Annotated in this window: 20 protein-coding genes, 1 pseudogene and 2 riboswitches; of the genes and pseudogenes, 7 read left to right on the forward strand and 14 right to left on the reverse strand. The window is 73.7% G+C overall.

From position 1 onward, the window contains the following. Nucleotides 1-6 precede the first annotated feature (6 nt). The gene (locus ACOTKD_RS11475; RefSeq protein ID WP_424888780.1) at nt 7-660 is read right to left on the reverse strand and encodes a cysteine hydrolase; all 654 of its coding nucleotides are present in this window, start codon (nt 658-660) and stop codon (nt 7-9) included. A gap of 167 nt (nt 661-827) precedes the next feature. Here ACOTKD_RS11475 and ACOTKD_RS11480 point away from each other — a divergent pair, with 167 nt between their 5' ends. Next, complete coding sequence (locus tag ACOTKD_RS11480; protein ID WP_424888781.1) at nt 828-1289, forward strand: pyridoxamine 5'-phosphate oxidase family protein; 462 nt, start codon at nt 828-830, stop codon at nt 1287-1289. Nucleotides 1290-1474: 185 nt separating this feature from the next. On the opposite strand, the gene ACOTKD_RS11485 is transcribed toward ACOTKD_RS11480, so the two are convergent. Continuing rightward, the gene (locus tag ACOTKD_RS11485; protein ID WP_424888782.1) at nt 1475-2380 is read right to left on the reverse strand and encodes a LysR family transcriptional regulator; all 906 of its coding nucleotides are present in this window, start codon (nt 2378-2380) and stop codon (nt 1475-1477) included. 75 nt (nt 2381-2455) lie between these two features. Between ACOTKD_RS11485 and ACOTKD_RS11490 the strand changes: the two genes are divergently transcribed. Then, nucleotides 2456-3448 (forward strand): DMT family transporter, encoded by a 993-nt coding sequence (locus ACOTKD_RS11490; protein WP_424888783.1) that lies wholly within the window; start codon nt 2456-2458, stop codon nt 3446-3448. A gap of 38 nt (nt 3449-3486) precedes the next feature. On the opposite strand, the gene ACOTKD_RS11495 is transcribed toward ACOTKD_RS11490, so the two are convergent. Next, a complete protein-coding gene (locus tag ACOTKD_RS11495) occupies nt 3487-4818 on the reverse strand; it encodes an aminotransferase class I/II-fold pyridoxal phosphate-dependent enzyme (RefSeq protein ID WP_424888784.1) in 1332 nt (443 codons plus the stop codon). A 35-nt stretch (nt 4819-4853) separates the two neighbouring features. On the opposite strand from ACOTKD_RS11495, the gene ACOTKD_RS11500 reads away from it, so the two are divergent. After that, entirely contained in the window at nt 4854-5528 is a 675-nt protein-coding gene (locus ACOTKD_RS11500; protein ID WP_424888785.1) for a pyridoxamine 5'-phosphate oxidase family protein, read from the forward strand. Between the two features lie 18 nt (nt 5529-5546). Here the strand turns inward: ACOTKD_RS11500 and ACOTKD_RS11505 are convergent, their stop codons facing one another. The 3 genes from ACOTKD_RS11505 to ACOTKD_RS11515 all read right to left on the reverse strand — a co-directional run bounded on the left by ACOTKD_RS11505 (nt 5547) and on the right by ACOTKD_RS11515 (nt 7948). Beyond that, a complete protein-coding gene (locus tag ACOTKD_RS11505; RefSeq protein ID WP_424888786.1) occupies nt 5547-6545 on the reverse strand; it encodes an EamA family transporter in 999 nt (332 codons plus the stop codon). 83 nt (nt 6546-6628) lie between these two features. Beyond that, nucleotides 6629-7156: a Clp protease N-terminal domain-containing protein gene (locus ACOTKD_RS11510; protein ID WP_424888787.1), complete on the reverse strand. Its 528-nt coding sequence runs from the start codon at nt 7154-7156 to the stop codon at nt 6629-6631. Nucleotides 7157-7336: 180 nt separating this feature from the next. After that, on the reverse strand, nt 7337-7948 hold the full coding sequence (locus ACOTKD_RS11515; protein WP_424888788.1) for a PadR family transcriptional regulator: 612 nt from the start codon (nt 7946-7948) through the stop codon (nt 7337-7339). Between the two features lie 199 nt (nt 7949-8147). Between ACOTKD_RS11515 and ACOTKD_RS11520 the strand changes: the two genes are divergently transcribed. Next, a complete protein-coding gene (locus ACOTKD_RS11520; RefSeq protein ID WP_424888789.1) occupies nt 8148-8963 on the forward strand; it encodes a PhzF family phenazine biosynthesis protein in 816 nt (271 codons plus the stop codon). 19 nt (nt 8964-8982) lie between these two features. On the opposite strand, the gene ACOTKD_RS11525 is transcribed toward ACOTKD_RS11520, so the two are convergent. Next, nucleotides 8983-9783 carry a CPBP family intramembrane glutamic endopeptidase gene (locus tag ACOTKD_RS11525; RefSeq protein WP_424888811.1) on the reverse strand — a complete coding sequence of 267 codons (801 nt, stop codon included), beginning with the start codon at nt 9781-9783 and terminating at the stop codon, nt 8983-8985. Nucleotides 9784-9977: 194 nt separating this feature from the next. Continuing rightward, on the reverse strand, nt 9978-11483 hold the full coding sequence (locus ACOTKD_RS11530; RefSeq protein WP_424888790.1) for a glutamate--cysteine ligase: 1506 nt from the start codon (nt 11481-11483) through the stop codon (nt 9978-9980). Nucleotides 11484-11988: 505 nt separating this feature from the next. Between ACOTKD_RS11530 and ACOTKD_RS11535 the strand changes: the two genes are divergently transcribed. Beyond that, a complete protein-coding gene (locus ACOTKD_RS11535) occupies nt 11989-12576 on the forward strand; it encodes a hypothetical protein (RefSeq protein ID WP_424888791.1) in 588 nt (195 codons plus the stop codon). Between the two features lie 310 nt (nt 12577-12886). Further along, nucleotides 12887-13093, forward strand: coding sequence for a DUF5999 family protein (locus ACOTKD_RS11540; protein ID WP_030364449.1), 207 nt, complete (start codon nt 12887-12889; stop codon nt 13091-13093). A gap of 124 nt (nt 13094-13217) precedes the next feature. On the opposite strand, the gene gcvP is transcribed toward ACOTKD_RS11540, so the two are convergent. Continuing rightward, nucleotides 13218-16100 carry an aminomethyl-transferring glycine dehydrogenase gene (gene gcvP / locus ACOTKD_RS11545; protein ID WP_424888792.1) on the reverse strand — a complete coding sequence of 961 codons (2883 nt, stop codon included), beginning with the start codon at nt 16098-16100 and terminating at the stop codon, nt 13218-13220. Nucleotides 16101-16164: 64 nt separating this feature from the next. After that, a riboswitch (glycine riboswitch) is annotated at nt 16165-16289 on the reverse strand. Nucleotide 16290: 1 nt separating this feature from the next. Beyond that, nucleotides 16291-16400: riboswitch (glycine riboswitch) on the reverse strand. Nucleotides 16401-16509: 109 nt separating this feature from the next. Here gcvP and ACOTKD_RS11550 point away from each other — a divergent pair. Then, nucleotides 16510-16821 (forward strand): annotated as a pseudogene (locus ACOTKD_RS11550) (PRC-barrel domain-containing protein); the annotation flags it as partial. Here the strand turns inward: ACOTKD_RS11550 and ACOTKD_RS11555 are convergent. From ACOTKD_RS11555 to ACOTKD_RS11575, 5 genes are all read right to left on the reverse strand, one after another. Further along, complete coding sequence (locus tag ACOTKD_RS11555; RefSeq protein ID WP_424888793.1) at nt 16803-18554, reverse strand: DNA polymerase IV; 1752 nt, start codon at nt 18552-18554, stop codon at nt 16803-16805. The pseudogene ACOTKD_RS11550 and the gene ACOTKD_RS11555 overlap by 19 nt on opposite strands. Before the next feature lie 67 nt (nt 18555-18621). Next, a complete protein-coding gene (locus tag ACOTKD_RS11560) occupies nt 18622-19239 on the reverse strand; it encodes a MerR family transcriptional regulator (RefSeq protein WP_424888794.1) in 618 nt (205 codons plus the stop codon). A gap of 179 nt (nt 19240-19418) precedes the next feature. Continuing rightward, nucleotides 19419-19892: a bifunctional nuclease family protein gene (locus ACOTKD_RS11565; protein WP_030364453.1), complete on the reverse strand. Its 474-nt coding sequence runs from the start codon at nt 19890-19892 to the stop codon at nt 19419-19421. 52 nt (nt 19893-19944) lie between these two features. Beyond that, nucleotides 19945-20751: a MerR family transcriptional regulator gene (locus ACOTKD_RS11570; RefSeq protein ID WP_424888795.1), complete on the reverse strand. Its 807-nt coding sequence runs from the start codon at nt 20749-20751 to the stop codon at nt 19945-19947. A 40-nt stretch (nt 20752-20791) separates the two neighbouring features. After that, entirely contained in the window at nt 20792-21649 is an 858-nt protein-coding gene (locus ACOTKD_RS11575; RefSeq protein ID WP_424888796.1) for an FHA domain-containing protein, read from the reverse strand. Between the last annotated feature and the right edge of the window lie 60 nt (nt 21650-21709).

Consider the following 21709-nt stretch of genomic DNA (forward strand, 5'->3'; position numbering starts at 1 on the left):
GGGGCGTCAGCCGCGCCGGGGCGCGCTCCGCCAGCCGCGCAGGACGGCCTCGGCCGTGGTGACGGTGGCGACGAGCGCCAGGGTGTGGCGGACCATGGCCGCGGTGTACTCCGCGGGCACGCCCGCGATGGCGTCGGCGGGGACGACGGCCGTGTAGCCGAGGTTGACGGCGTCGAAGACGGTGTTGGGGACGGCCACGTTGGCCGAGACGCCGGTGACGACGAGGGTGCGGCAGCCGAGGTTGCGCAGCAGGGGGTCCAGGCCGGTGCCCGCCAGGGGCGAGAGTCCGTGCAGCCGCCGGACGACGAGGTCGCCGTCGCCGACCGGGATCGGGTCGGCGACGCGCACCGCGCGGGTGCCCGCCAGTTGCTGCACGGGCAGCCGTTCGGCGGCGCGGAAGAGCCGGGCGTTGCGGCTGGCGCCGCGGCCGTCGGGGCGGCGCTCGGCGATGGCGTGGACGACCTGGACGCCGGCGTCGTGGGCGCCCGCGACGAGGCGGGCGACGGTGACGAGCGCGCCGGAGGAGCGTGCGGCGGCGGCCAGCTCGGGCAGGGCGCTGTCGGGGCCGACGACACCGTGCTGGCACTCGACGGTGAGCAGCACGGTCGTCGCGGGGTCGAGCCGTTCGGCGGGCGGGCCGGCCGGGGCGGGCGGCGCCATGGCGGTCCTCCCTCCTGGGGCCGGTGTCCGGCGGGTGCGGGCCTTGGCGGCCCCCCGGGCTTCGGCGGTCCGGGCCGCGTGAGGGTAGCGGGCATTGCGTCGGCGGGGGAAGGGGCCCACACTTTCTGACACACAGTCAGTTATCGGGATGCGGGGAGGGCACGGACATGGTCACCGGCCAGCGGCGGGGCCGCCGGATCATGATGACGCGGCCGGAGCTGGACACGTTCCTCGCCGGGCAGCGCACCTGCCGGGTCGCCACCGTGGGGCGCGACGGGCGGCCCCACCTCAGCGCGCTGTGGTTCGTCTGGGACGGATCGGCGCTGTGGCTGTACTCGCTCGTGCGCAGCCGCCGGTGGGCGGAGCTGCGGCGCGACGCCCGGGTCGCGGTGCTGGTGGACGACGGGCGGGAGTACGGGGAGCTGCGGGGCGCGGAGCTGTCCGGCACGGCCGCCTTCGCCGGCGAGGCCCCGCGCACGGGCGAGCCCTGCCCGGAGCTCGCCGCGCCGGAGGCGCTCTTCACCGCCAAGTACTTCGGCGGCCTGCCCTCGATGCCGCACGACGGCCGGCACGCCTGGCTCCGGCTGACGCCGGACCAGGTCGTGTCCTGGGACTTCCGCAAGCGATAGGCCGATTCCGGCGGAGCGCCCCGCCGGCCCCTCCGCCGCGACGGCGAGAGGCGGCCTTGATGCAGCAGGCCGGAGCTGCCGAGCCGGGCAAGGCCGCCTGCCCACCGCGCCGCAGGCCGGGCCGGCCGCGGCCGGCCCGGTGAGGGACGGCCGCGGTGTGCCGCCCGCCGCGAGCCGGGGCCGAGTCAGCCGGCCACTTTCTCGCCGGCGAGGCGCAGCGCCTCGACCGCGGCGCGGATGGAGGGGCGCCGGTCCGCGTCGGCGCGCCAGATCGCGTAGACGTGGCGGCGCACGGTGTGCCGTACGGGCACGACGCGCACCCCTTCCGGCACGGGCCCGCGGCCCAGCCGCGGCGCGACGGCGACGCCGAGCCCGGCGGCGATCAGGGCGAGCTGGGTGTGGTGCTCCTCGGCCATGTGGGAGATGCGGGGCTCGATGCCCTTGCCGCGCAGGGTGAGCATCAGCCATTCGTGGCAGAACTCGCCCCGGGGCCAGGAGACCCAGTCGTCGTCGGCGAACTCCTCCAGGTCGATCTCCTCGCGGCCGGCCAGCGGGTGGTCCACCGGCATGGCCACGTCGGCGATGTCGTCGAGGATCGGGGCCTTGGCCAGGCCGTCCGGCATGGGCAGTGGCTTGTTGTCCCAGTCGAGGACGACGGCGACGTCGATGTCGCCGCGGACCACCCGGGGTACGGCCTCCTCCGGCTCCATCTCCTCCAGCCGGGCCCGCAGCTGGGGGTGGGCCCGGCGCAGCCCGGCGAGGGCGGCCGGGAAGAGGCCGCGGGCGGCCGTGGGGAAGGCGCCGAGGAGCAGCTCGCCGACGGCTTCCCCGCGCTGTGCCTCCAGGTCGGCCTGGGCCAGCTCGACCTGCGAGAGGATCCGCGCGGCGTGGTCGGCGAGCAGCCGGCCGGCGTCCGTGAGCCGCACTCCGCGCCCCTGTTTGGCCAGGAGCTGCTGCCCGGTCTCCCGTTCCAGCTTGGCGAGCTGCTGGGAGACGGCGGACGTCGTCACGTGCAGCCCGTCCGCCGCGGCGCTGACGGAGCCGTGGCGGGCGACGGCGTTGAGGGTGCGCAGGCGCTCCAAGTTCAACATATAAGCAACTCTACGCGATAAACCCCACTTAAATTTACTTGTACTAAGGCGTACGGTGCGGTCATTCTTACGACCATGCGCACCACGGCAACCTCCAGCTCCTCCGTCCCGCCGGGCCTCCCGGTCCGCCCGCTCCCCAGCTCCGGTGCTTCGCACCGCCAGCCGCAGCGGGGCCGCCCCACCGTGGACTGGAGGATCCGCTTCGGTGCGCTCGCGCTCATCTGGGGCTGCAGCTTCCTCTTCATCAAGCTCGGCACGGACGGCTTCCCGCCGCTGTACGTCGCCTTCGGCCGCATGTTCTTCGGCGCGGCGGTGCTCGTCGCGACGCTGGCCGTCAAGCGGGAGCGCCTGCCGCGCGCCGCCCGCACCTGGGGCCACCTGGCCGTCGCCGCCTTCCTGCTCAACGCCCTGCCGTTCACCCTCTTCGCCTACGCCGAGCTGCGCATCCCCTCCACGCTCGCCGGGATCTGCAATGCCACGACCCCGCTGTGGGGCATGGTCCTCTCGCTCGTGGCCCTCTCCGAGGACCGGCCGACGCGGCGCCGTTTCGCGGGTCTGGCGATCGGCTTCGCCGGCGTGCTGACCGTGCTCGGGGCCTGGCAGGGCTTCTCCGGCCAGGACGCGGCGGGCACGGTGATGGCCCTCGTCGCCTCCGCCAGCTACGCGATCGGCTGGATCTACGTCCGGCGGACGCTGACCGACTCGGGCGACTCCAATCTGTCCAAGTCCGGCGCGCAGCTGCTGCTGGGCACGGCCCAGCTGGCGGTGGTCGCCCCGCTGTTCGCGCCGGTGCCGGCCTCCCTCCCCGCCGTGCCGCTGCTGGCCGTCTTCGCCCTCGGGGCGCTGGGCACGGGCCTGGCCTTCCTCGTGCAGTACGGACTGGTCGCCGAGGTCGGGCCCACGATGGCGTCCATGACCACCTACCTCATACCGGTCGTGGCGACCGTCGCCGGCGTGGCCCTCCTGGGGGAGGAGCTCAGCTGGAACACCCCCGTCGGCGCGCTCATCGTGCTGGCCGGAGCCTTCCTGACCCAGAGCAAGGCGGGGCGCAGGACCGGACGGAAGTAGCAGCGCCTCCCCCGCGGGGGCATGCCGGTGAGGGGTCGTCAGTCGTAGCGCCCCGCCGCCGAGGGACGGGTCGCGGCCGCCAGGGCGTCCGCGACCTCTTCCGTTTCGTCCACGGCCAGGCCCGAGACGGTCAGCCGCACCGCGGGAGGCGACGAGAGCCGGAACCGGGCTCCCGGCGCGACCGCCCAGCCCGCGTGCAGCAGCCGCGCCACCGCCGCCGTCTCGTCGGGCACGGGCAGCCAGACGTTCATCCCGCTGCGCCCGTGCGCCTCGATCCCCCGCGCACGCAGGGCCCGGACGAGCGGGTCGCGGCGCCGCCCGTACGCGGCGGCCACCTCCGCCGCGTCCACCGCGCCGCTGCGCCACAGCCGGACGACGGCGTCCTGCAGGATGTGACTGACCCAGCCGGGGCCGAGGCGCTGCCGGCCCCGCACCCGGTCCACGGTGACGGCGTCGCCCGCGAGCACCGCGAGCCGCAGGTCGGGCCCGTACGCCTTGGCCACGGAGCGGACGATCGCCCAGTGGCCGGTGCAGCCCGTGAGGGTGTGCAGGGGGAGGTCGACGATTCCATGGCCGTGGTCGTCCTCGACGAGCAGCGCCCCCGGGTGGCCGGAGAGCACGGCGCGCAGCTCGCGCGCCCGGGCCGCGCCCACCACCGCCCCCGTGGGGTTCTGCGCCCGCGCGGTGACGATCATGGCCCGGGCGCCCTCCCGCAGCACACGGTCCGCCGCCTCGGGCAGCGGGCCGTCGTCGTCGACGGGCACGGGGACGGGCCGCAGCCCGAGGGCCGGGACGAGGTCGAGGACGCTGCCCCAGCCCGGGTCCTCGACGGCGACGGAGTCGCCCGGCCGCAGGTGCACGGCGAGGACGCGCTCGATGGCGTCGAGCGCGCCGGAGGTGACGGCGAGCGGCCCGCCGGGCACCCCGTCCGCGGTGAAGGCGGCCCGGGCGAAGCGCTCCAGCTCGGTGTCGACAGCGGGCGCTCCGTAGAGCGTGGGGGCTTGCGCGGCACGGGCCGCGGCGGCGGCGAGTGCCTCGCCGAGCGGGGGCAGCAGGGCGGGGTCGGGATTGCCCGCGGAGACGTCCCGGACGCCCTCGGGGACCTCGACGTAGATCCGCTCGCGGGCGGTGCTGGCCGGGCGGTGACGCACGCGGCTCCCCCGGCGGCCGGACGTCTCGATCACCCCGCGCTCGCGCAGCGTGCGATACGCGGCCGCGACCGTATTGGGATTGACGCCGAGCTCGACCGCCAGCTCCCGCATGGGCGGCAGCAGCTCGCCCGGGGACAGCTTGCCGGCACCCACGGCGCGCTCCACGCTCGCGGAGATCTCTGCTGCGCGACGACCCTCGATCCGATACTCTCCTAGCACAAAGAAGATTATGCACTAGTGCAATGGAGTTCGCAATGACCGCTGCCGCGCCGCCCGCCCCGTACGAGCAGACCGAGCGGACCACGCCGACGCGCGCCCGCGAGCGCGCCTCGTACGACCGCGAAGTCGTGCACGCGATCCTCGACGCGGGCTACGTCTGCCACCTCGGCTTCGTGCGCGACGGCGCCCCGGTCGTGCTGCCCACGCTCTACGGGCGCGTCGGCGACCGGCTCTACGTGCACGGTTCGACGGGCTCGCGCCCGCTGCGCACCGCGGGCCGCGCGGGAGACGCGGGCATGCCCGTCTGCCTCACCGTCACCCACGTCGACGGCCTCGTCCTCGCGCGCTCCGCCTTCCACCACTCCCTCAACTACCGCTCGGTCGTGGTGCACGGCTCCGCGTTCCAGGTGACCGAGGAGGCCGAGAAGCGCGCGGCCCTCGACGCCCTGGTCGAGCAGGCCACGCCGGGCCGGGCGGCGGACTGCCGCCCCGCCTCCCCCAAGGAGCTCGCCGCGACGGCCGTGCTCCGCCTCGACCTCGCCGAGGTGTCTGCCAAAGTGCGCACCGGCGGTGTGAACGACGAGCCCGAGGACCTCGCCCTCCCCCACTGGAGCGGCGTCGTGCCCGTGGCCCCCGCGTACGGCACACCCATACCCGACAAGGACCTCGCTCCGGGCACTCCGCTGCCGGCCTACGTCACCGCTCTCTGAGCGGCCGGCGCCGGGCGGTCAGGGCCGGGCCGGGCTCGACTCCGCGGACAGGTCCCCCCGGGCCCCGGCCGCCGCGCCGCCGCCCTGGGCCACCGGCGCCGCGGCAGCCTTCTTGGGCGTGGCGGACTGGGCGATGAAGGCGCCCGCCAGCACCAGGGCGCCGCCGAGGGTCTGGGGCGCCGAGAGGTGCTCGCCGAGCAGCACCCAGGCCAGCACGGTCGCGATCACCGCCTCCAGGCAGGCGACCACGCCCGCGACCTGCGGCGAGAGCCTGCGCACGGCGAGCACGCCGGTGAGGTACGCGGCCACGGTGGCCACGAGCACGACCCAGCCGAGGAGCAGCGCGGCCGGCACGTCCGTGCCGTTCATCCCGGCGCTCCCCGCGAGCACGGACCAGTCCATGCCCCAGGGGCGGGCGACGGCGGTGAGGACGAGGGCGCCGATGAGGAGGCCGTAGGCGATCACGCCGAAGGGGTCGGCGGGCTCCTCGCCGTCGCTCCCGTGGTCGGACAGCACGAAGTAGCCCACCTGGCAGCAGGCGGCGCCGAGGGCCAGCAGCAGGCCCACCGCGTCGAAGCTCATGCCCGACCACACCTCCACCACGCAGGCGAGGCCGGCGACGGCGAGCACCACGCCCACGGCCGCGGCGCGGCTGACCGGCCGGCGCTGGACGAAACGCACCCAGCCCAGCAGGAGCGCCGGCCCGAGGTATTCGACGAGCAGCGCCACACCGACCGGGATCCGGGATATCGCGGCGAAGTAACAGGCCTGGACGCCGGCGACGGCCAGCAGGCCGAATCCGGCGAGGAGCGCGGGGCGGCGGGTGACGAGGGCGCGGTGCCGCCAGGCGACCGGCAGCAGCACCAGGGCGGCGCCGGCCGCCCGCAGCCAGACCACGTGCAGCGGATCGAGACCCGCCTGGATCAGCGGCTTGGCCGCGACACCGGAACCACCGAACGCGAGCGCGGAGACCAGGGCGAGGCCCAGGCCGACGCTTTTCCCTTGAGAGGCGTGCATCGGCTCATCATGCCAGCCGATGACATGACCGTCACCCCTTGATGGTCATGACGTACCGATCGCCGGTCGCCGCGACTCTGACGTCACGGCACCTCATGGCCCATCAGGTCGAGACCGGCCGCGAGCACCGCCGTGTCCACGCCCGCCCGGCGCATGACCTCGGCCGCGCGGCACCGGGGGTCCAGGGCGAGCGCCGCCAGGAGGTCCACCCCTTCCGCGTGGTCGCGGCCCCGCGCGCGGGCCCGGGCGAACGCGCCCTCCATGGCGGCGGCCGCGGCGGGCGACCAGCGGGGCGCCCGGCAGTCGAGGAGGACGGGCAGCGAGCCGGAGTCCTCGACGGTGCCGCGCCAGCGCAGCCCGTAGCCGATGGCGCGCTGGACGAGATAGCCGAGGAGCCGTACGGACCGGCCCTCGCCCCGCCCGTCCACGGCGCGGCACACCGCGGGGTCCGCCTCCATCAGGGTGTGGAGCAGGTGGGCGGTGTCGACCTGCCGGTCACCGTCCCGCACGGCACGCCTGCGGGCACCCGTGACCGCGGCCGCCAGCTCGGGGCTGAACAGGCCTTCCCGGACGACGTCCGTCGCTCCCTTGTCTCCTACGCGGCTTTGCACCCTCCCACCCCATCAGTCACGAACCGCCGGGTCATCCCCGCAGGGAAGCATTCGCGCATCCCACGGCGGTTGGGTACGCACCGCGGATTCCTCCTCCTTGAGGAGGACGGGCACGTCGTCGTTCTCAGGGGTGTTCCCGGGCAGAGCCCCGGAACACCCCTGCGCGGCCGCACAATCGGCTCAGCCCTCGTCGGCGAGGATGAGGTAGAGCTTCTTGCGCGATTCGTTGATGACGCCGAGGGCCTTCTGCCGCTGCTCGGGGGTGCCGGACTTCCACACCTGCCCGAAGGCCTCCAGCAGCCCGAAGCCGGCCTGCCGCATCTCCTGCATCGCTTCCCAGTCGACGCCGCGGCCGGCGTCCTCCCAGGGGGCTTCGGGGCCGGCCTCGGCCTCGGAGCGGCCCGCCTCCGTGAGGCTGAACAGCTTCTTGCCGCCCTCGCTCGCGCTCTCGATCAGGCCCTCGTCCTCCAGCATCTGCAGGGTCGGGTAGACCGACCCCGGGCTGGGCTTCCAGGCGCCCCCGCTGCGCTCGGCGATCTCCTGGATCATCTCGTAGCCGTGCATGGGGCGGTCCTTCAGCAGGGTCAGGATCGAGGCGCGCACGTCGCCCCGCCTGGCGCGGCCGCCGTGGCCTCCCCGGCCGCGTCCCCGCGGCCCGCCGAACGGGGGGCCGCCGAAGGGCGGGCCCCCGAAGCCGGGGCCGAAGGGCCCGAAGGCCGCCCGGCGGCCGTCGAAGTCGCCCCGACCGCGCGGGCCGGGTCCATGGTGCTCATGTCCGTGCGAACGTCGCATGACGTTCCTCCCATCGTCGATCACTGTCGTCGATCAACACTGTCGTTGATCGGTCGCGACACTTCAACGATATATCGGAACCGATCGCATGACAATGCCCCGCCCGCAACCGGCAGCGACAGAGCCGGCCCGCCCACCCGGGCCACATTTCGCGAATTGGCCCTGGCCTGCGGGTTCTTCGGGGCCGTAGCGTCCGGCCATGCGCATTCGAATCGTCGACGCCTTCACCGACCGCCCCTTCGCCGGCAACCCGGCCGGGGTCGTCCTCTTCGACGGGGCCTTCCCCGAGGACGACCGGCTCCAGAGGATCGCCGCCGAGGTGAACCTCTCCGAGACGGCCTTCGCCCGCCCCCTCACCGGCGCCTCCCGGGACGCCGACTGGGCGCTGCGCTGGTTCACGCCCCTGACCGAGGTCGACATGTGCGGCCACGCGACCCTCGCCACCGCGCACGTCCTGCACACCACGGGCGCCGCCACCGGCACGGTCCGCTTCGCCGCCCGCTGTGGCATCCTCACCGCGACGGCGCACGAGGACGGGTCGATCACCCTGGACTTCCCGACCTCACCGCTCACCCCGGCCGCCCTCCCCGAGGGCGTCGCCGAAGTGCTGGGCGCCGAGGTGCTCAGCGCCCACGACACCGGCCCGCACATCGGCGACCTGCTCGTCGAGCTGGCCGACGAGAAGGCCGTACGAGCCCTGGCGCCCGACGTCCGGGCCCTCGGCCGGCTCTCCCGCCGCGGCGTCATCGCCACCGCCCCGGCCGAGGACCCCTCCCGCGGCTACGACTACGTCTCGCGCTGCTTCTTCCCGAACGTCGGCATCGACGAGGACCCCGTGACGGGCAGCGCGCACACCGCGCTCGCCCCGTTCTGGTCCGCGCGGTCCGGCCGCGACGACCTCACCGGGCTGCAGGCGTCCGCTCGTACGGGCCTGGTGCGCACCGGGCTGCGCGGCGACCGCACGCTGCTGACCGGTTCGGCCGTCACCGTCATCGAAGGCGATCTGCTCGCCTGAGCCGGTCCCGGAGGACGGGTCAGGCCGTCGGCAGCCAGCCCACCTTGCCCGCGAGCAGCGCGTACCCGACGAACGCCACGACGTCGATCAGCGCGTGCGCGGCCACCAGCGGCCCGACCCGTCCCCAGCGCCGGTAGAGCAGGACGAAGACCACGCCCATCGCCATGTTCCCGAGGAACCCGCCGACTCCCTGGTACAGGTGGTACGAGCCGCGCAGGACCGCGCTCGCCGCGAGGGCCGCCGCCGGCGTCCACCCCAGCTGCCCCAGCCGGCGCAGCAGGTACCCGACGACCACGACCTCCTCCAGCACCGCGTTCTGCACCGCGGACGCCACGAGGACGGGGATCTTCCACCACACGTCGGGCAGTGACTCCGGTACCACGGTCAGGTTGAAGCCGGCGGCCCGGACGCCGAGGTAGAACAGCAGGCCGGTGCCGCCGATGGCCGCGGCCAGGCCGGTGCCGCGCGTGAGGTCGAAGCCCGGGCGGTCCCGGTCGAGCCCGACCGCGCGCAGGCCCGGCGCCCCCTCGCGCAGCAGCAGGTGCGCCACCAGCAAGACGGGCACGAGCGCGGTCGCGATGCCGAAGAGCTGCCAGGACAGGTCGAGCCAGGGGCGGCCGGGGGCGTGCGAGGCGTTGAGGTGGGCGGCCTGGTCCTTGAGCCCGCCCGGCCTGGTGAGCGCGCCGGTGAAGCTGATCAGCGACGAGACCGCGCTGGCCCCCAGGGACAGCGCCAGGACGAGCAGCGTCTCGCTGCGCAGCGTGCGCGGCCCGACGACGGCCGCGCCGGACGGCGGTCCGGGCCGGGCGCCCGGCACGATGCCGTCCTCGCCCTGTGCGTTCTGCCGCACCTGTGCCTCCCCTTCCTCCCGCCCCACCAGCGGAGAGGCGCCGTACCGGGCCGCCCGAGGCGGCGGCCGCCGTCACAGCTTGCCCGACGCGCCGGTGTGCGCGGGGCAGGGGGTACGGGTGAGGGGGACGTGTCCGCCGGCGTGCCCGGCACCGGGCGGTGGGCTCAGTCCCCGGGGCCGGCGGGCCAGGTGTGCACCGGTGCCCCGGTGCGCATCAGCTCGCAGTAGCGCCGGGTGGTGACGGCCAGCGCCTTGTGCCGGTCCAGGCCGCGCTCCAGGGCCCGGTGGTAGGCGGCGGCCTGCCAGGTGGCGCCGTTGGTGCGGCGGCGGCAGCGGCCCTCGACGACGCCCAGGTAGCGGTCGCGGTCGGAGGGCTCCACGCCCCAGGCGTCGAGTCCGGCCGCGGCGAGCGGCAGCAGCTCCTCCTGCACGAGCCGGACGGCGGGCACCCGCTCCAGGGTGCCGGCACGGCCGCCCGCCTTGGGCCAGCGCAGCCAGGCGTCGATGCCGTGCCGGCAGGCCGCGTCGAAGTTGTCCGCGGCGACGGCGAACGGCAGCCGGCTCCACACCGGCCGCGGCTCCTCGGCGAGCGCCCTGACCAGCCCGTAGTAGAAGGCGGAGTTGGCGATGACGTCGGTGACGGTGGGGCCCGCGGGCAGCACCCGGTTCTCCACCCGCAAGTGGGGCACGCCGTCGGCGACCCCGTAGACGGGCCGGTTCCAGCGGTAGACCGTCCCGTTGTGCAGGGTCAGCTCGTGCAGCATGGGTACGCCGCCCTCGTCGAGCACGCGCAGCGGGTCCTCGTCCCGCGAGATGGGCAGCACCGGCGGGAAGAAGCGCAGGTTCTCCTCGAACAGCTCGTACGCCGAATCGATCCAGCGCTCGCCGAACCAGGTGCGCGGCCGCACCCCCTGGGCCGTGAGCTCGGGCGGGCGCGTGTCGGTGGACTGCACGAACAGCGGCGCACGGGACTCGCGCCACACCTCCCGGCCGAAGAGGAAGGGCGAGTTGGCGCCCACGGCGATCTGGGCGGCCGCGACGGCCTGCGCGGAGTTCCACACGGCGGCGAACCGCCCCGGCGTCACCTGCAGATGCAACTGCACCGACGTGCAGGCGGCTTCGGGGGTGATCGACTCGGCGGTGCAGGTGAGCCGTTCGACGCCCTCGATGTCGATCGTGAAATGCTCGCCCCGCGCGGCCATGAGCTGGGCGTTCAGCATCGCGTAGCGATCCTCGGCGGAGAGGTTCGCCGAGACCAGGTGATGGTCCTCCAAGGTCGGCAGAATACCGATCATCACGACCCCGGAATCGACTTCCATGGCTTTGCGGTCGGCATAGTGGAGGGTGGTGCGCAACTCTTCGGCAAGCTGGTCGAGGACGCTTCCGGAGAGCCGGTGCGGGACAATGTTCACTTCCAGGTTGAACCGGCCGAGTTCGGTCTGGAAATCACCGCTGGCGATACGTTCCAGCACTTCGGCGTTCACCATGCTCGGCATCCCGTCGGCCCCCGCGAGATTCAGCTCGATCTCCAGGCCCATGAGATTCCTGGGACGGTCGAAACGCTTCTCTTCCAGCAGTCTCGCCAGTGCTTCCAGGCACTGCCGGAGCTTTGCCCGGTGGCGCTGCCGGTCGGCGAGGCCGATGCCCCCGGCCACGACCTTGTCCCCCATTGCAGGGTCCCTCCTCACATGGGTCGCCGCGGCGCCGGCGGCTCGCGTCACGGTCGATGATGCCCAGCCAATGTGATCGATAACGCCCCGTCGGCACCACATACCCGCTACGCTCTCGGCAACGCATCCGGTGGCACATTCCGTGGGCATGACGGGCCGTCGGGACATTGCCTATAGCACCCGCGATAGCGCTGGTGATAAACACCGACGAGATTCGGCCTACCCTGCTCGGGGAATAATACGAGGTGGCGTGCCCGGCCATGGCACAGAATCACCGAAATCACCCCCTGACGGGGCCCTGATATCCCCTTGCCCGAAATACCGGCGACAGCTAGCCGAAACACCATGTGAACACGTGTCGTATAAACTTCGGGGACGAGGCGGAGAGTAGGCGCCCGGCCCCGGCAGCCGGTAAGGTCCCGGCCCCCCTCTGACCCCGCACGCCGACAGCGTCGTCCGCACCCTGCCCAGCACCACGTGTCTCCGAAGTGAGAGGCGACCCACCATGCCGCTGCATGTCCCCCCTGCCCCTGCGCCCGCCCTGCGCAGCGTTCTGAGCGCCCTCGGTTCCCCCTCGGCCGTGCGCGAGGCCCGCACCCCGTCGCTGAAGGCCGCGCAAGGGCCGCTGACCCCCGAACTCCCGCTGCCCGTCCACGTGCTGGAGCAGGTGACGGGCCGCGGGGGCGCGCCGCGCAGCCGGCTCACCGGCTGGCGGTTCCTGATCCGCAGCACCGAGCGGGTGGTGGCCGCGGGCGAGACGGTGCAGACCGCGGACGGCTGGGCGTTCGCGCACTTCTGCGAGGGCCCCTACCTCGCCTCCACGGAACGCGCCCTGCGGCAGGCGGAGGCGCTGGCGACCCCGTACCAGCCCCGGCTGCTGTCCGTGCCCGAGCTGTACATGCTCACCCTCTGGCTGCACGGGGACGTCACCTCCGACGCCTCCTCCGGGCTGCCCGGGCCCGGCGACCTCCTGGTGCCGCTCGCCCCCGCGCCGCCGGGCATCGCCGCGCACCGCCCCCACCGGTTCGCCGAGCTGCTGCCGGTCCTGACGCTCCGCCTGACGCCCGCGCCGCTGCTCAAGACCCCGGCCTGACCCGGTTCCCCTGCCGTCCTCCCGTCCGCGCGCCCCGTGGCCTCCGCCGCGGGGCGCACACGTGTGCTCATCCTCCTGGGCTAGCCCGTACCGGCCACCCACAACCATCCGTCCGGGCAGTCCTGTTGGGAGCAACCGCCCGCACGGGTGACGCGTCTCCAACGAGTGAGGAGCGCTGCCGGGAAATCCCTGCGGAATCACGCCCGTAGGGCAACACTGGTATCGACCAACCGATTCGCCAACGGGGGGCGGCATGAACACCGAATCGAGCCGCACGACAGCCACCACATCGCAGCGAAAGAACCCTCCCATGTGCCAGCACCAGCCCACGTGCCCCTCAGCCGACTCCACCGACCGGGAAGCCGCGCACCTCGTGGCGCACCACCCGGAGCAGGGCTGGAGCCTGCTGTGCAACGGCGTCCTGCACTTCGAGGACACCGGTGAGCTGCTGCCGGACGGCCGCGTCATCGCGCCGCACCGGCCGCTGGACCCGGGGAATGTGGTGACGGCCGCCTGAGCTCGCACCACCGCATCAGCACCGCACGCAAGGCACCGCATCCGCGCAAAGGGGCCGGCCCGGCGAGATCGCCGGACCGGCCCCCGTCAGGTCCGGGCCCCTCGGCAGGGGCCCGTCGTCCTGATCAGCCGTCGTAGTCCTCCAGCGGCGGGCAGGAGCACACGAGGTTGCGGTCGCCGTACGCGCCGTCGACGCGCCGCACCGGCGGCCAGTACTTGTCGGCGGAGACCCCGGCGGGGAAGACGGCCTCCTCGCGGCTGTACGCGTGCTCCCACGCGCCCGTCACGGACGCGGCGGTGTGCGGGGCGTTCCGCAGGGGGTTGTCGTCCTTGCCCCACTCCCCCGAGCCGACCTTCTCGATCTCGGCGCGGATCGCGATCATCGCCTCGCAGAAACGGTCCAGCTCGGCGATGTCCTCGCTCTCCGTGGGCTCGATCATCAGGGTGCCGGCCACCGGGAAGGACATGGTCGGCGCGTGGAAGCCGTAGTCGATCAGCCGCTTGGCGACGTCGTCGACGCTCACGCCGGTGGCCTTGGTCAGCGGCCGCAGGTCCACGATGCACTCGTGCGCCACCAGGCCGTTCGGGCCGGTGTAGAGCACGGGGTAGTGCGGCTCCAGGCGCTTGGCGATGTAGTTCGCGCCGAGGACCGCCACCTGCGTGGCGCGCTTGAGGCCCTCGCCGCCCATCAGCCGGACGTACGCCCAGGAGATCGGCAGGATGCCGGCCGAGCCCCACGGCGCCGCCGAGATCGGGCCGACGCCCGTCTCCGGGCCGGCGGTGGGCTGCAGCGGGTGGTTGGGCAGGTACGGGGCGAGGTGCGCGCGGACGGCGACCGGGCCGACGCCGGGACCGCCGCCGCCGTGCGGGATGCAGAAGGTCTTGTGCAGGTTCAGGTGCGAGACGTCGCCGCCGAACTTGCCCGGCTTCGCCAGGCCCACCAGGGCGTTGAGGTTGGCGCCGTCCACGTAGACCTGGCCGCCGGCCTCGTGCACCTCGGCGCAGATGTCGGCGACGTGCTCCTCGAAGACGCCGTGCGTCGACGGGTACGTGATCATCAGGACGGCCAGCTCGTCGCGGTACTGCTCGATCTTGGCGCGCAGGTCCTGGACGTCGACCTCGCCGTCGTCGGCCGTCTTGACGACGACGACCTTCATGCCGGCCATCACGGCGCTGGCGGCGTTGGTGCCGTGCGCCGAGGACGGGATCAGACAGATGGTGCGCTGCTCGTCGCCGTTGGCGCGGTGGTACGCGCGCACGGCCAGCAGGCCGGCGAGCTCGCCCTGGGAGCCGGCGTTCGGCTGGATGGAGACCTTGTCGTAGCCGGTGACCTCGGCGAGCCGCTCCTCCAGCTCGGTGATCAGCGTGACGTAGCCCTGCGCCTGCCCGATCGGCGCGAAGGGGTGGAGCGCACCGAACTCGGGCCAGGTGACCGGCTCCATCTCGGTCGTGGCGTTGAGCTTCATCGTGCAGGAGCCGAGCGGGATCATGCCGCGGTCCAGGGCGTAGTCCCGGTCGGCGAGGCGGCGCAGGTAGCGCAGCATGGCCGTCTCGGAGCGGTGCTCGTGGAAGACCGGGTGCGTGAGGTACTCGCCGGTGCGCAGGAGGGCCCCGGGGAGCGCCTCGGCGGCCACCGCGTCGAGCGCCTCGGCGTCGCCCGCCACGCCGAACGCGGCCCAGACGGAGTCCAGGTGGGCGCGGGTGGTGGTCTCGTCGCAGGCGATGCCCACGTGGTCGGCGTCGGTCAGGCGCAGGTTGACGCCGCGCTCGCGGGCGGCCTCGACGACCTCGGCGGCCCGGCCGGGCACGCGCGCGGTCAGGGTGTCGAAGTAGGAGCCGTGGACGAGCTCGACACCGCCGGCGCGCAGGCCCTCGGCGAGGATCGCGGCGTAGCGGTGGGTGCGGCGGGCGATGGCGGCCAGGCCCTCGGGGCCGTGGTAGACCGCGTACATGCCCGCCATGACGGCGAGGAGCACCTGCGCGGTGCAGATGTTGCTGGTGGCCTTCTCGCGGCGGATGTGCTGCTCACGGGTCTGCAGGGCCAGGCGGTAGGCCTTGTTGCCGTCGGCGTCGACGGAGACGCCGACGAGGCGGCCGGGGAGGCTGCGGGCGAACTGCTCGCGCACGGCCATGAAGCCGGCGTGCGGGCCACCGAAACCCATGGGCACGCCGAAGCGCTGGGTGGTGCCGACCGCGATGTCCGCGCCGAGCTCGCCGGGCGAGGTCAGCAGGGTCAGGGCCAGCAGGTCGGCGGCGACGGTGACGATCGCGCCGAGCTCATGGGCGCGCTCGATGACCGGGCGCGGGTCGCGCACGGCGCCGGAGGCGCCGGGGTACTGCAGGAGGACGCCGAAGACGCCGCGCTCGGCGATCTCGTCGGGGATGCCCGCGCTCAGGTCGGCGACGACGACCTCGACGCCCGTCGGCTCGGCGCGCGTCTCGATCACGGCGATCGTCTGCGGCAGGGTGTCGGCGTCGATGAGGAAGACGCCCTGCTTGACCTTGCCGACGCGGCGGGACAGCGCCATGGCCTCGGCGGCGGCGGTGCCCTCGTCGAGGAGGGAGGCGCCGGAGGTGGGCAGCCCGGTCAGGTCCGCGACGACGGTCTGGAAGTTGAGCAGGGCCTCCAGGCGGCCCTGGGAGATCTCCGGCTGGTACGGCGTGTAGGCCGTGTACCAGGCGGGGTTCTCCATGACGTTGCGCAGGATCACCGGCGGGGTGAACGTGCCGTGGTAGCCCAGGCCGATCATCGGGGCGAGGACCTCGTTGCGGCCGGCCAGCGTGCGCAGCTCGGCGAGGACCTCGGCCTCGCTGCGGGCCTCGGGCAGGGCCAGGGCCCCCACGCTCTTGATCACTTCCGGCACGGCGGCGGCGGTCAGCTCGTCCAGCGAGCCGAAGCCGACCTGGGCGAGCATCTTGGCCTGGGCCTCGCCGTCAGGGCCTATGTGGCGGCGCTCGAACGGGGTGTCCCGCTCCAGGTCGGAAAGGGCGATGCGGTGGGCGGTCATCTGCGGAGGCCTCCTGGTCGTTGCGACCTGCGAGGGGTACCACGGCGCGGGTACCCGGACGGCCTCCCCCTCTGTCATCTCAACCTGAGAGCTTCACCGGCCCGCGGCACGCGCGGCCCGGCTTTCACCGTCGGTGAGGAGGGGCTTCGGCGCTGTGGCTGACCGGGCCCGCCCTGCTTTCCAGAGTGACCTTGTCCGTGCGGTACGGGTGCCTGAGAGATTCCGGGGAGGATTTGCTCCTTCGGCGCCTCCGCCGACCCCGCTGGGCGGGCTCCCGGAGGACTCTCCCGCACGGATTCTGCGGCCACTCGCCAGACTACCAGCGCATGTTTCCCGCCGGATCTCCCGAGTGGCCGCTTCCCGCTTTGTGTTTTTGGGTGGGAGGAGGCGCCGATCCTGGGAGGAAACCGTGCAGAGCGACATCGATCCCCGGAGCCTGATCGGCTGGAAGGTCTTCGACCGGGACGGGACGAAGATCGGCACGGTGGACGAGGTCTATCTCGACGACGCGACCGGCGAACCGCTGTGGGCGGCGGTACGGACCGGCTTCTTCCGGCGGGACGCGTTCATTCCCCTGGCGACCGGTGAGATCGCCGAGGAAGGCCTGCGCACCCCGTACGACCGGGCGCTGATCAGGGAAGCCCCGGACTTCGGCGTCGGCCGCCACCTCTCGCCGGAACAGGAGCTGCAGCTCTACCACCACTACCGCCTGGCGATCCCGGGCACGGGGCGGGAACCGGCGGCGGGGCCGGGAGAGGCGCCGGCCCCGGAGGCACTCCCCGAAGCGCCGGCCACGGGGCCGGGCGCTGGCCCGGCCGGGGATCCCGGGTCGGCCGGGGGTCCCGGACCTTCCCCCGGCACCGGGTCGGCTACGGGTCCCGAGACCGCTCCGGAGTCGAGTGCGGGCCCGGGATCGGGCTCAGGCGCGGGGCCGGCCGCGGCGGCGTTCGTCGCCGGGCCGGGCTTCGGGGAGGCCGGGCCGGGCGGCTCCGGTACGTCTTCCGGTGCGGCGGATTCCGACGGCCCTGGACCCGGGTCGGCCTCCCTCACCTGAGCCGCGGGCGGGTCCGGACACGCCGCGTCCCCGTCCGGCCGGGCCTCCCTCACGAGAGGGAGCGGCTCCCCCGGCTCCAGATCCGGGTCGTCGACGGCGAACGTCCGTACCCGGCCCGGCTCCGACCAGGGCGTCTCGAAGCGGACCGTGACCCGCCCGACCCCGCTGCCCTGCACCCACCCCGCCCCGTACTCGGCATGCCGCACGTCCAGGCCCGGCAGCCACCGCCGCGGCCGCTCCACCACGCCTGCGCCCTCCCCCGGCTCGTCGCCGGAGCCCCGCGCCGGCTCAGCGCCGCCCGAGGCGTCCGCCGCGGCGGACGCCTCGCTCGCGGCCTGCGCGAACAGATCCTCCTGGGTGTAGTCGGCGAGGCCGCTGACGCCGACGCCGAGCAGCCGGACCCCCGTCGTGGTGTCGACGCCGTCGATCAGCCGGGCCGCCGCCTCCCGGACCACCGCGGGGTCGTCCGTCGGACCGCGCAGGGTCTCGGAGCGGGTCAGCGTGGAGAAGTCGTAGCTGCGCACCTTGATGACGACGGTGCGCCCCGACCGGCCGGCCGCGCGCAGCCGCTGGACGCAGCGGTCGGCGAGCCGGGCGATCTCCAGCTGCACCCGGGTCCGGTCGGTCAGGTCCTCCTCGAAGGTGTCCTCCACGGACACGGACTTGGCGTCCCGCTCGGCGACGACGGGGCGGTCGTCATGGCCGGTGGCCAGGGCGTACAGCCCCGCGCCGTGGGCCTTGCCCAGGAGCCGCACCAGCTCCGCCTCGCCCGCCTCCGCCGTGTCGGCGACGGTGGCGATGCCCGCCCGGCGCAGCGTCTCGGCGGTGGCGGGACCGACGCCCGGGATGACGCGCACGGACATGGGCCACAGCGTCTCCAGCTCGGTGCCCGGCTCGATGAGCAGCAGGCCGTCGGGCTTGGCGTCCTCGGAGGCGATCTTCGCGAGCATCTTGGAGGCGGCGAGCCCCACCGACCCGCTGAGGCCCGTCGCCGCGCGGATGTCCCGGCGCAGGCGCTCACCGACGGCGCGCACGGCCGCGGGGGTGGGCTCGACGCCGCCCGCCTCCAGATCCACGAACGCCTCGTCGAGGCTCAACGGCTCCACCAGCGGCGACAGGGCGCGGAGCAGGCCCATGACCACCTCGCTGATGTCGCGGTAGAGCGAGAACCGCGGGGTGAGGTAGGCGGCGTTGGGGCACAGCCTGCGGGCCTGCGCCGTGGCCATCGCTGAGCGGATGCCGAAGACCCGCGCCTCGTACGACGCGGTGGCCACCACGCCGCGCGGCCCGATCCCGCCCACGACCACGGGTTTTCCGCGCAGGCTGGGCTTGGCCGCCTGCTCGGCCGAAGCGTAGAAGGCATCCATGTCGAGATGCAGGATGGTCGGCGCGCTTCTCACGACACCGATGCTGCCGCATGCCACTGACAATCGCACTCACGTGCGATGCGGGCCGCGGGCGCGCAGGTCAGCCGACGCGGTTGCGGCGGCGCGCCAGCTCGTCCGCGGGGTTGGGGCGGACGAGGGTCTCGCCGGTGTCCACGCGCTCGCCGTGCAGCTGGGACAGCGCGCTCTCGACGTCGCGCCAGACGACGCCCACGGCGATCCCGAAGACGCCCTGCCCGCCCTGGAGCAGGTCGACGACCTCATCGGGCGAGGTGCACTCGTAGACCGTCGCGCCGTCGCTCATGAGCGTCATCCGCGGCAGGTCGGCCATGCCGCGCGAGCGCAGGTGCTGGACGGCCGTGCGGATGTTCTGCAGGGAGACCCCGGTGTCCAGCAGCCGCTTCACAATCTTGAGGACGACCACGTCCCGGAAGCTGTAGAGCCGCTGGGTGCCCGACCCGACCGCGCCCCGCACGCTCGGCTCGACCAGGCCCGTACGCGCCCAGTAGTCGAGCTGGCGGTAGGTGATGCCGGCCGCGGCGCACGCCGTCGGCCCTCGGTAGCCGATGAGATCGGCCTCCGGCCCGCGCGGGGCGGTGACCGCCGCTGCCGGGCCCGCATGACGGGGTGCCTGTTCGACCGCTCCCCCGAACAGCGGATACGGACTGCCGACCGCCGTCCCGTCGCCCATGCTTCTCACGCCGACCTCCGTCCTTGACCTGCCCTCTCGACGGTAGGCAGTCACCAGGGGTGCGTCAACGATCGCCACACTCGGCACGCCGAGTGATAATCACCCAGAGAGTGGTTTTGCGTGCCCCTGCGCCGGGAAAGGCTAGTCGAATGCGCCGCGGCGGGCCGTCGCGAGCCGCTCCGGCCGGGTCACTGGCTGCTGCTGCCGAAGTCCTCCGGCGAGATCTGGTCGAGGAACTCGCGGAACTTCTCGACCTCGTCCTCCTGCTCGTCCGGGATGGCGATCCCGGCGTCGTCCAGCACACCGTCGCTGCCGTAGATCGGCGTGCCGGTGCGCAGGGCCAGCGCTATGGCGTCGGACGGCCGGGCGCTGACCTCCACGCCGCTGGCGAAGACGAGCTCCGCGTAGAACACACCCTCGCGCAGGTCCGTGATGCGGACCTCCGTGAGCTGCTGGCCGACCGCTTCCAGCACGTCCTTGAAAAGGTCGTGGGTCAGCGGGCGGGCCGGGGCCATGCCCTGCTGGGCAAAGGCAATGGCCGTCGCCTCTCCCGGTCCGATCCAGATCGGGAGGTAGCGGTCGCCTCCCACTTCACGCAGGAGCACGATCGGCTGGTTGGAGGGCATTTCCACCCGGACACCCACGACATCGAGCTCGTTCACACAGCAACCCTAGGACGTGCCCGGCAGGTTTGGGTAGTCGGGCACTCGCCGGTCAGTGCGAGCCCGCGTGCAGGGCCGCCTGCACGAGCGCCGCGTGCAGGCGCACGGACAGCGTGGCCAGCTCGCGCGTGGTGGCCTCGGCATGCGCCCTGGTCTGCGGATTGCGGTGCCGCCGCAGCGGCGCGACCACCTGTTCGACCAGGCCGGCCTGGCGGTCGGCGGCGGCCTTCATGGCGCGCAGGTGGCGCGGCTCCAGGCCGAAACGGCCCAGATCGGCCACGAGGCGCGCGACGGCCACCGCATCGGCGTCGAATCCGCCGTCCGGGTGGGGGACGACGAGCCCGTACGACTCCCACTCCACCAGCTCACTCTCCGTGACACCAGTGGTACGCAGGAGCTCTTCCCGGCCGATCCGCGCGGGCGGGGCGGGCACGGGCGCGCCCGGCTCCGCGACGGCGGCGGGGGCGATGCCACCGGCGTCGCCGTGCGTCCCGGCGACGCGGCCGTCGGCCACGAGCGCCGCGTCACGCGGCTTCGCGGGGGCGGGCAGCTGCGGCGCCTCGCCCCGGGCCCGGGCCTCCAGGTGCTCCTTGATGACCCGCAGCGGAAGATAGTGATCGCGCTGCATGCGCAGCACACGACCGAGCCGCTCCACGTCCTCCGTGCTGAACTTGCGGTATCCGGACGGCGTGCGCTGCGGCTCCACCAGGCCCTCCGCCTCCAGGAAACGAATCTTGGAGATGGTGACCTCGGGGAACTCCTCGCGGAGCAGGTTGAGCACCGTGCCGATGCTCACCAGCCGTCCTTCCGCGCCGGCGGCACCGGGAGACCCGGCGCCGCCCGACGGTGTTCGAAGCATGGCCCTTCCTTGGGGTCCCCCGGACGGAGTCCGGGGAGGCTCAGATGCCCCGCTGGCTGCCGTAGAAGACCAGCCGGTACTTGCCGATCTGGACCTCGTCGCCACTGTTGAGCGACACCGAGTCGATCCGCTCGCGGTTGACGTACGTGCCGTTGAGGCTGCCGACGTCGGAAACGGTGAAGCCGCCGTCCTGGCCTCTGCGGAACTCCACGTGCCGGCGGGAGACCGTGACATCGTCCAGGAAGATGTCACTCTGCGGGTGCCGGCCCGCCGTGGTGATCTCGCCGTCCAGGAGGAACCGGCTGCCGGAGTTCGGCCCGCGCCGGACCACCAGCAGCGCCGAACCCAGCGGCAGCGCGTCGACGGCCGCCTGCGCCTCCGGGGAGAGCGACGGGATCGGCGTCTGACCGGTGGTCTCGGAGTCGTACGCCTCGAGACCGGAGATGGAGATGGTGGAGGTCGTCTCCGAGGCGCGCTCGGCCACGGCACCGGGCCGCAGCGGGGCGCCGCAGTTGGAGCAGAACCGGCTCGCCTCGGCGTTCCGGTGGCCGCACCTCGTACAAACCGGCAAGGCAGACCCTCCGCTCGAGGTCGCTGGTGCCCCGAAACCTATGCGCCCGGTGGCAGCAGGGTCAACAGCCGACCCGCCCGGAATGTCTCCTCCCGGAGCCGCCGTCTCGTCCCGGAACAGCGGACGCCCCTCGTGGGCGCCCTCCTGGCCCTGGCCGCCCTCCACGTGGCGCGACGCGCGGTGGCGGGCGCTGCCGCCGTCCTGGCGTGCGCTCTTGCCGAACAACTTCGCAAACAACTTCACGGGCGATTCCCCTTGACCGAAACAGACCCGCCCGTGGGGCAGGACAAACCCTCGATGCACACACCGTCCGACCCGGACATCCATACAACGTCCGTGGTCAACAGACAGTTTCCACCACGCACCCTCGACTTGGTGCGCCGACCC

It is taken from the genome of Streptomyces sp. XH2 (assembly GCF_049725035.1).
In the GTDB taxonomy this organism is placed as follows: domain Bacteria; phylum Actinomycetota; class Actinomycetes; order Streptomycetales; family Streptomycetaceae; genus Streptomyces; species Streptomyces roseoverticillatus.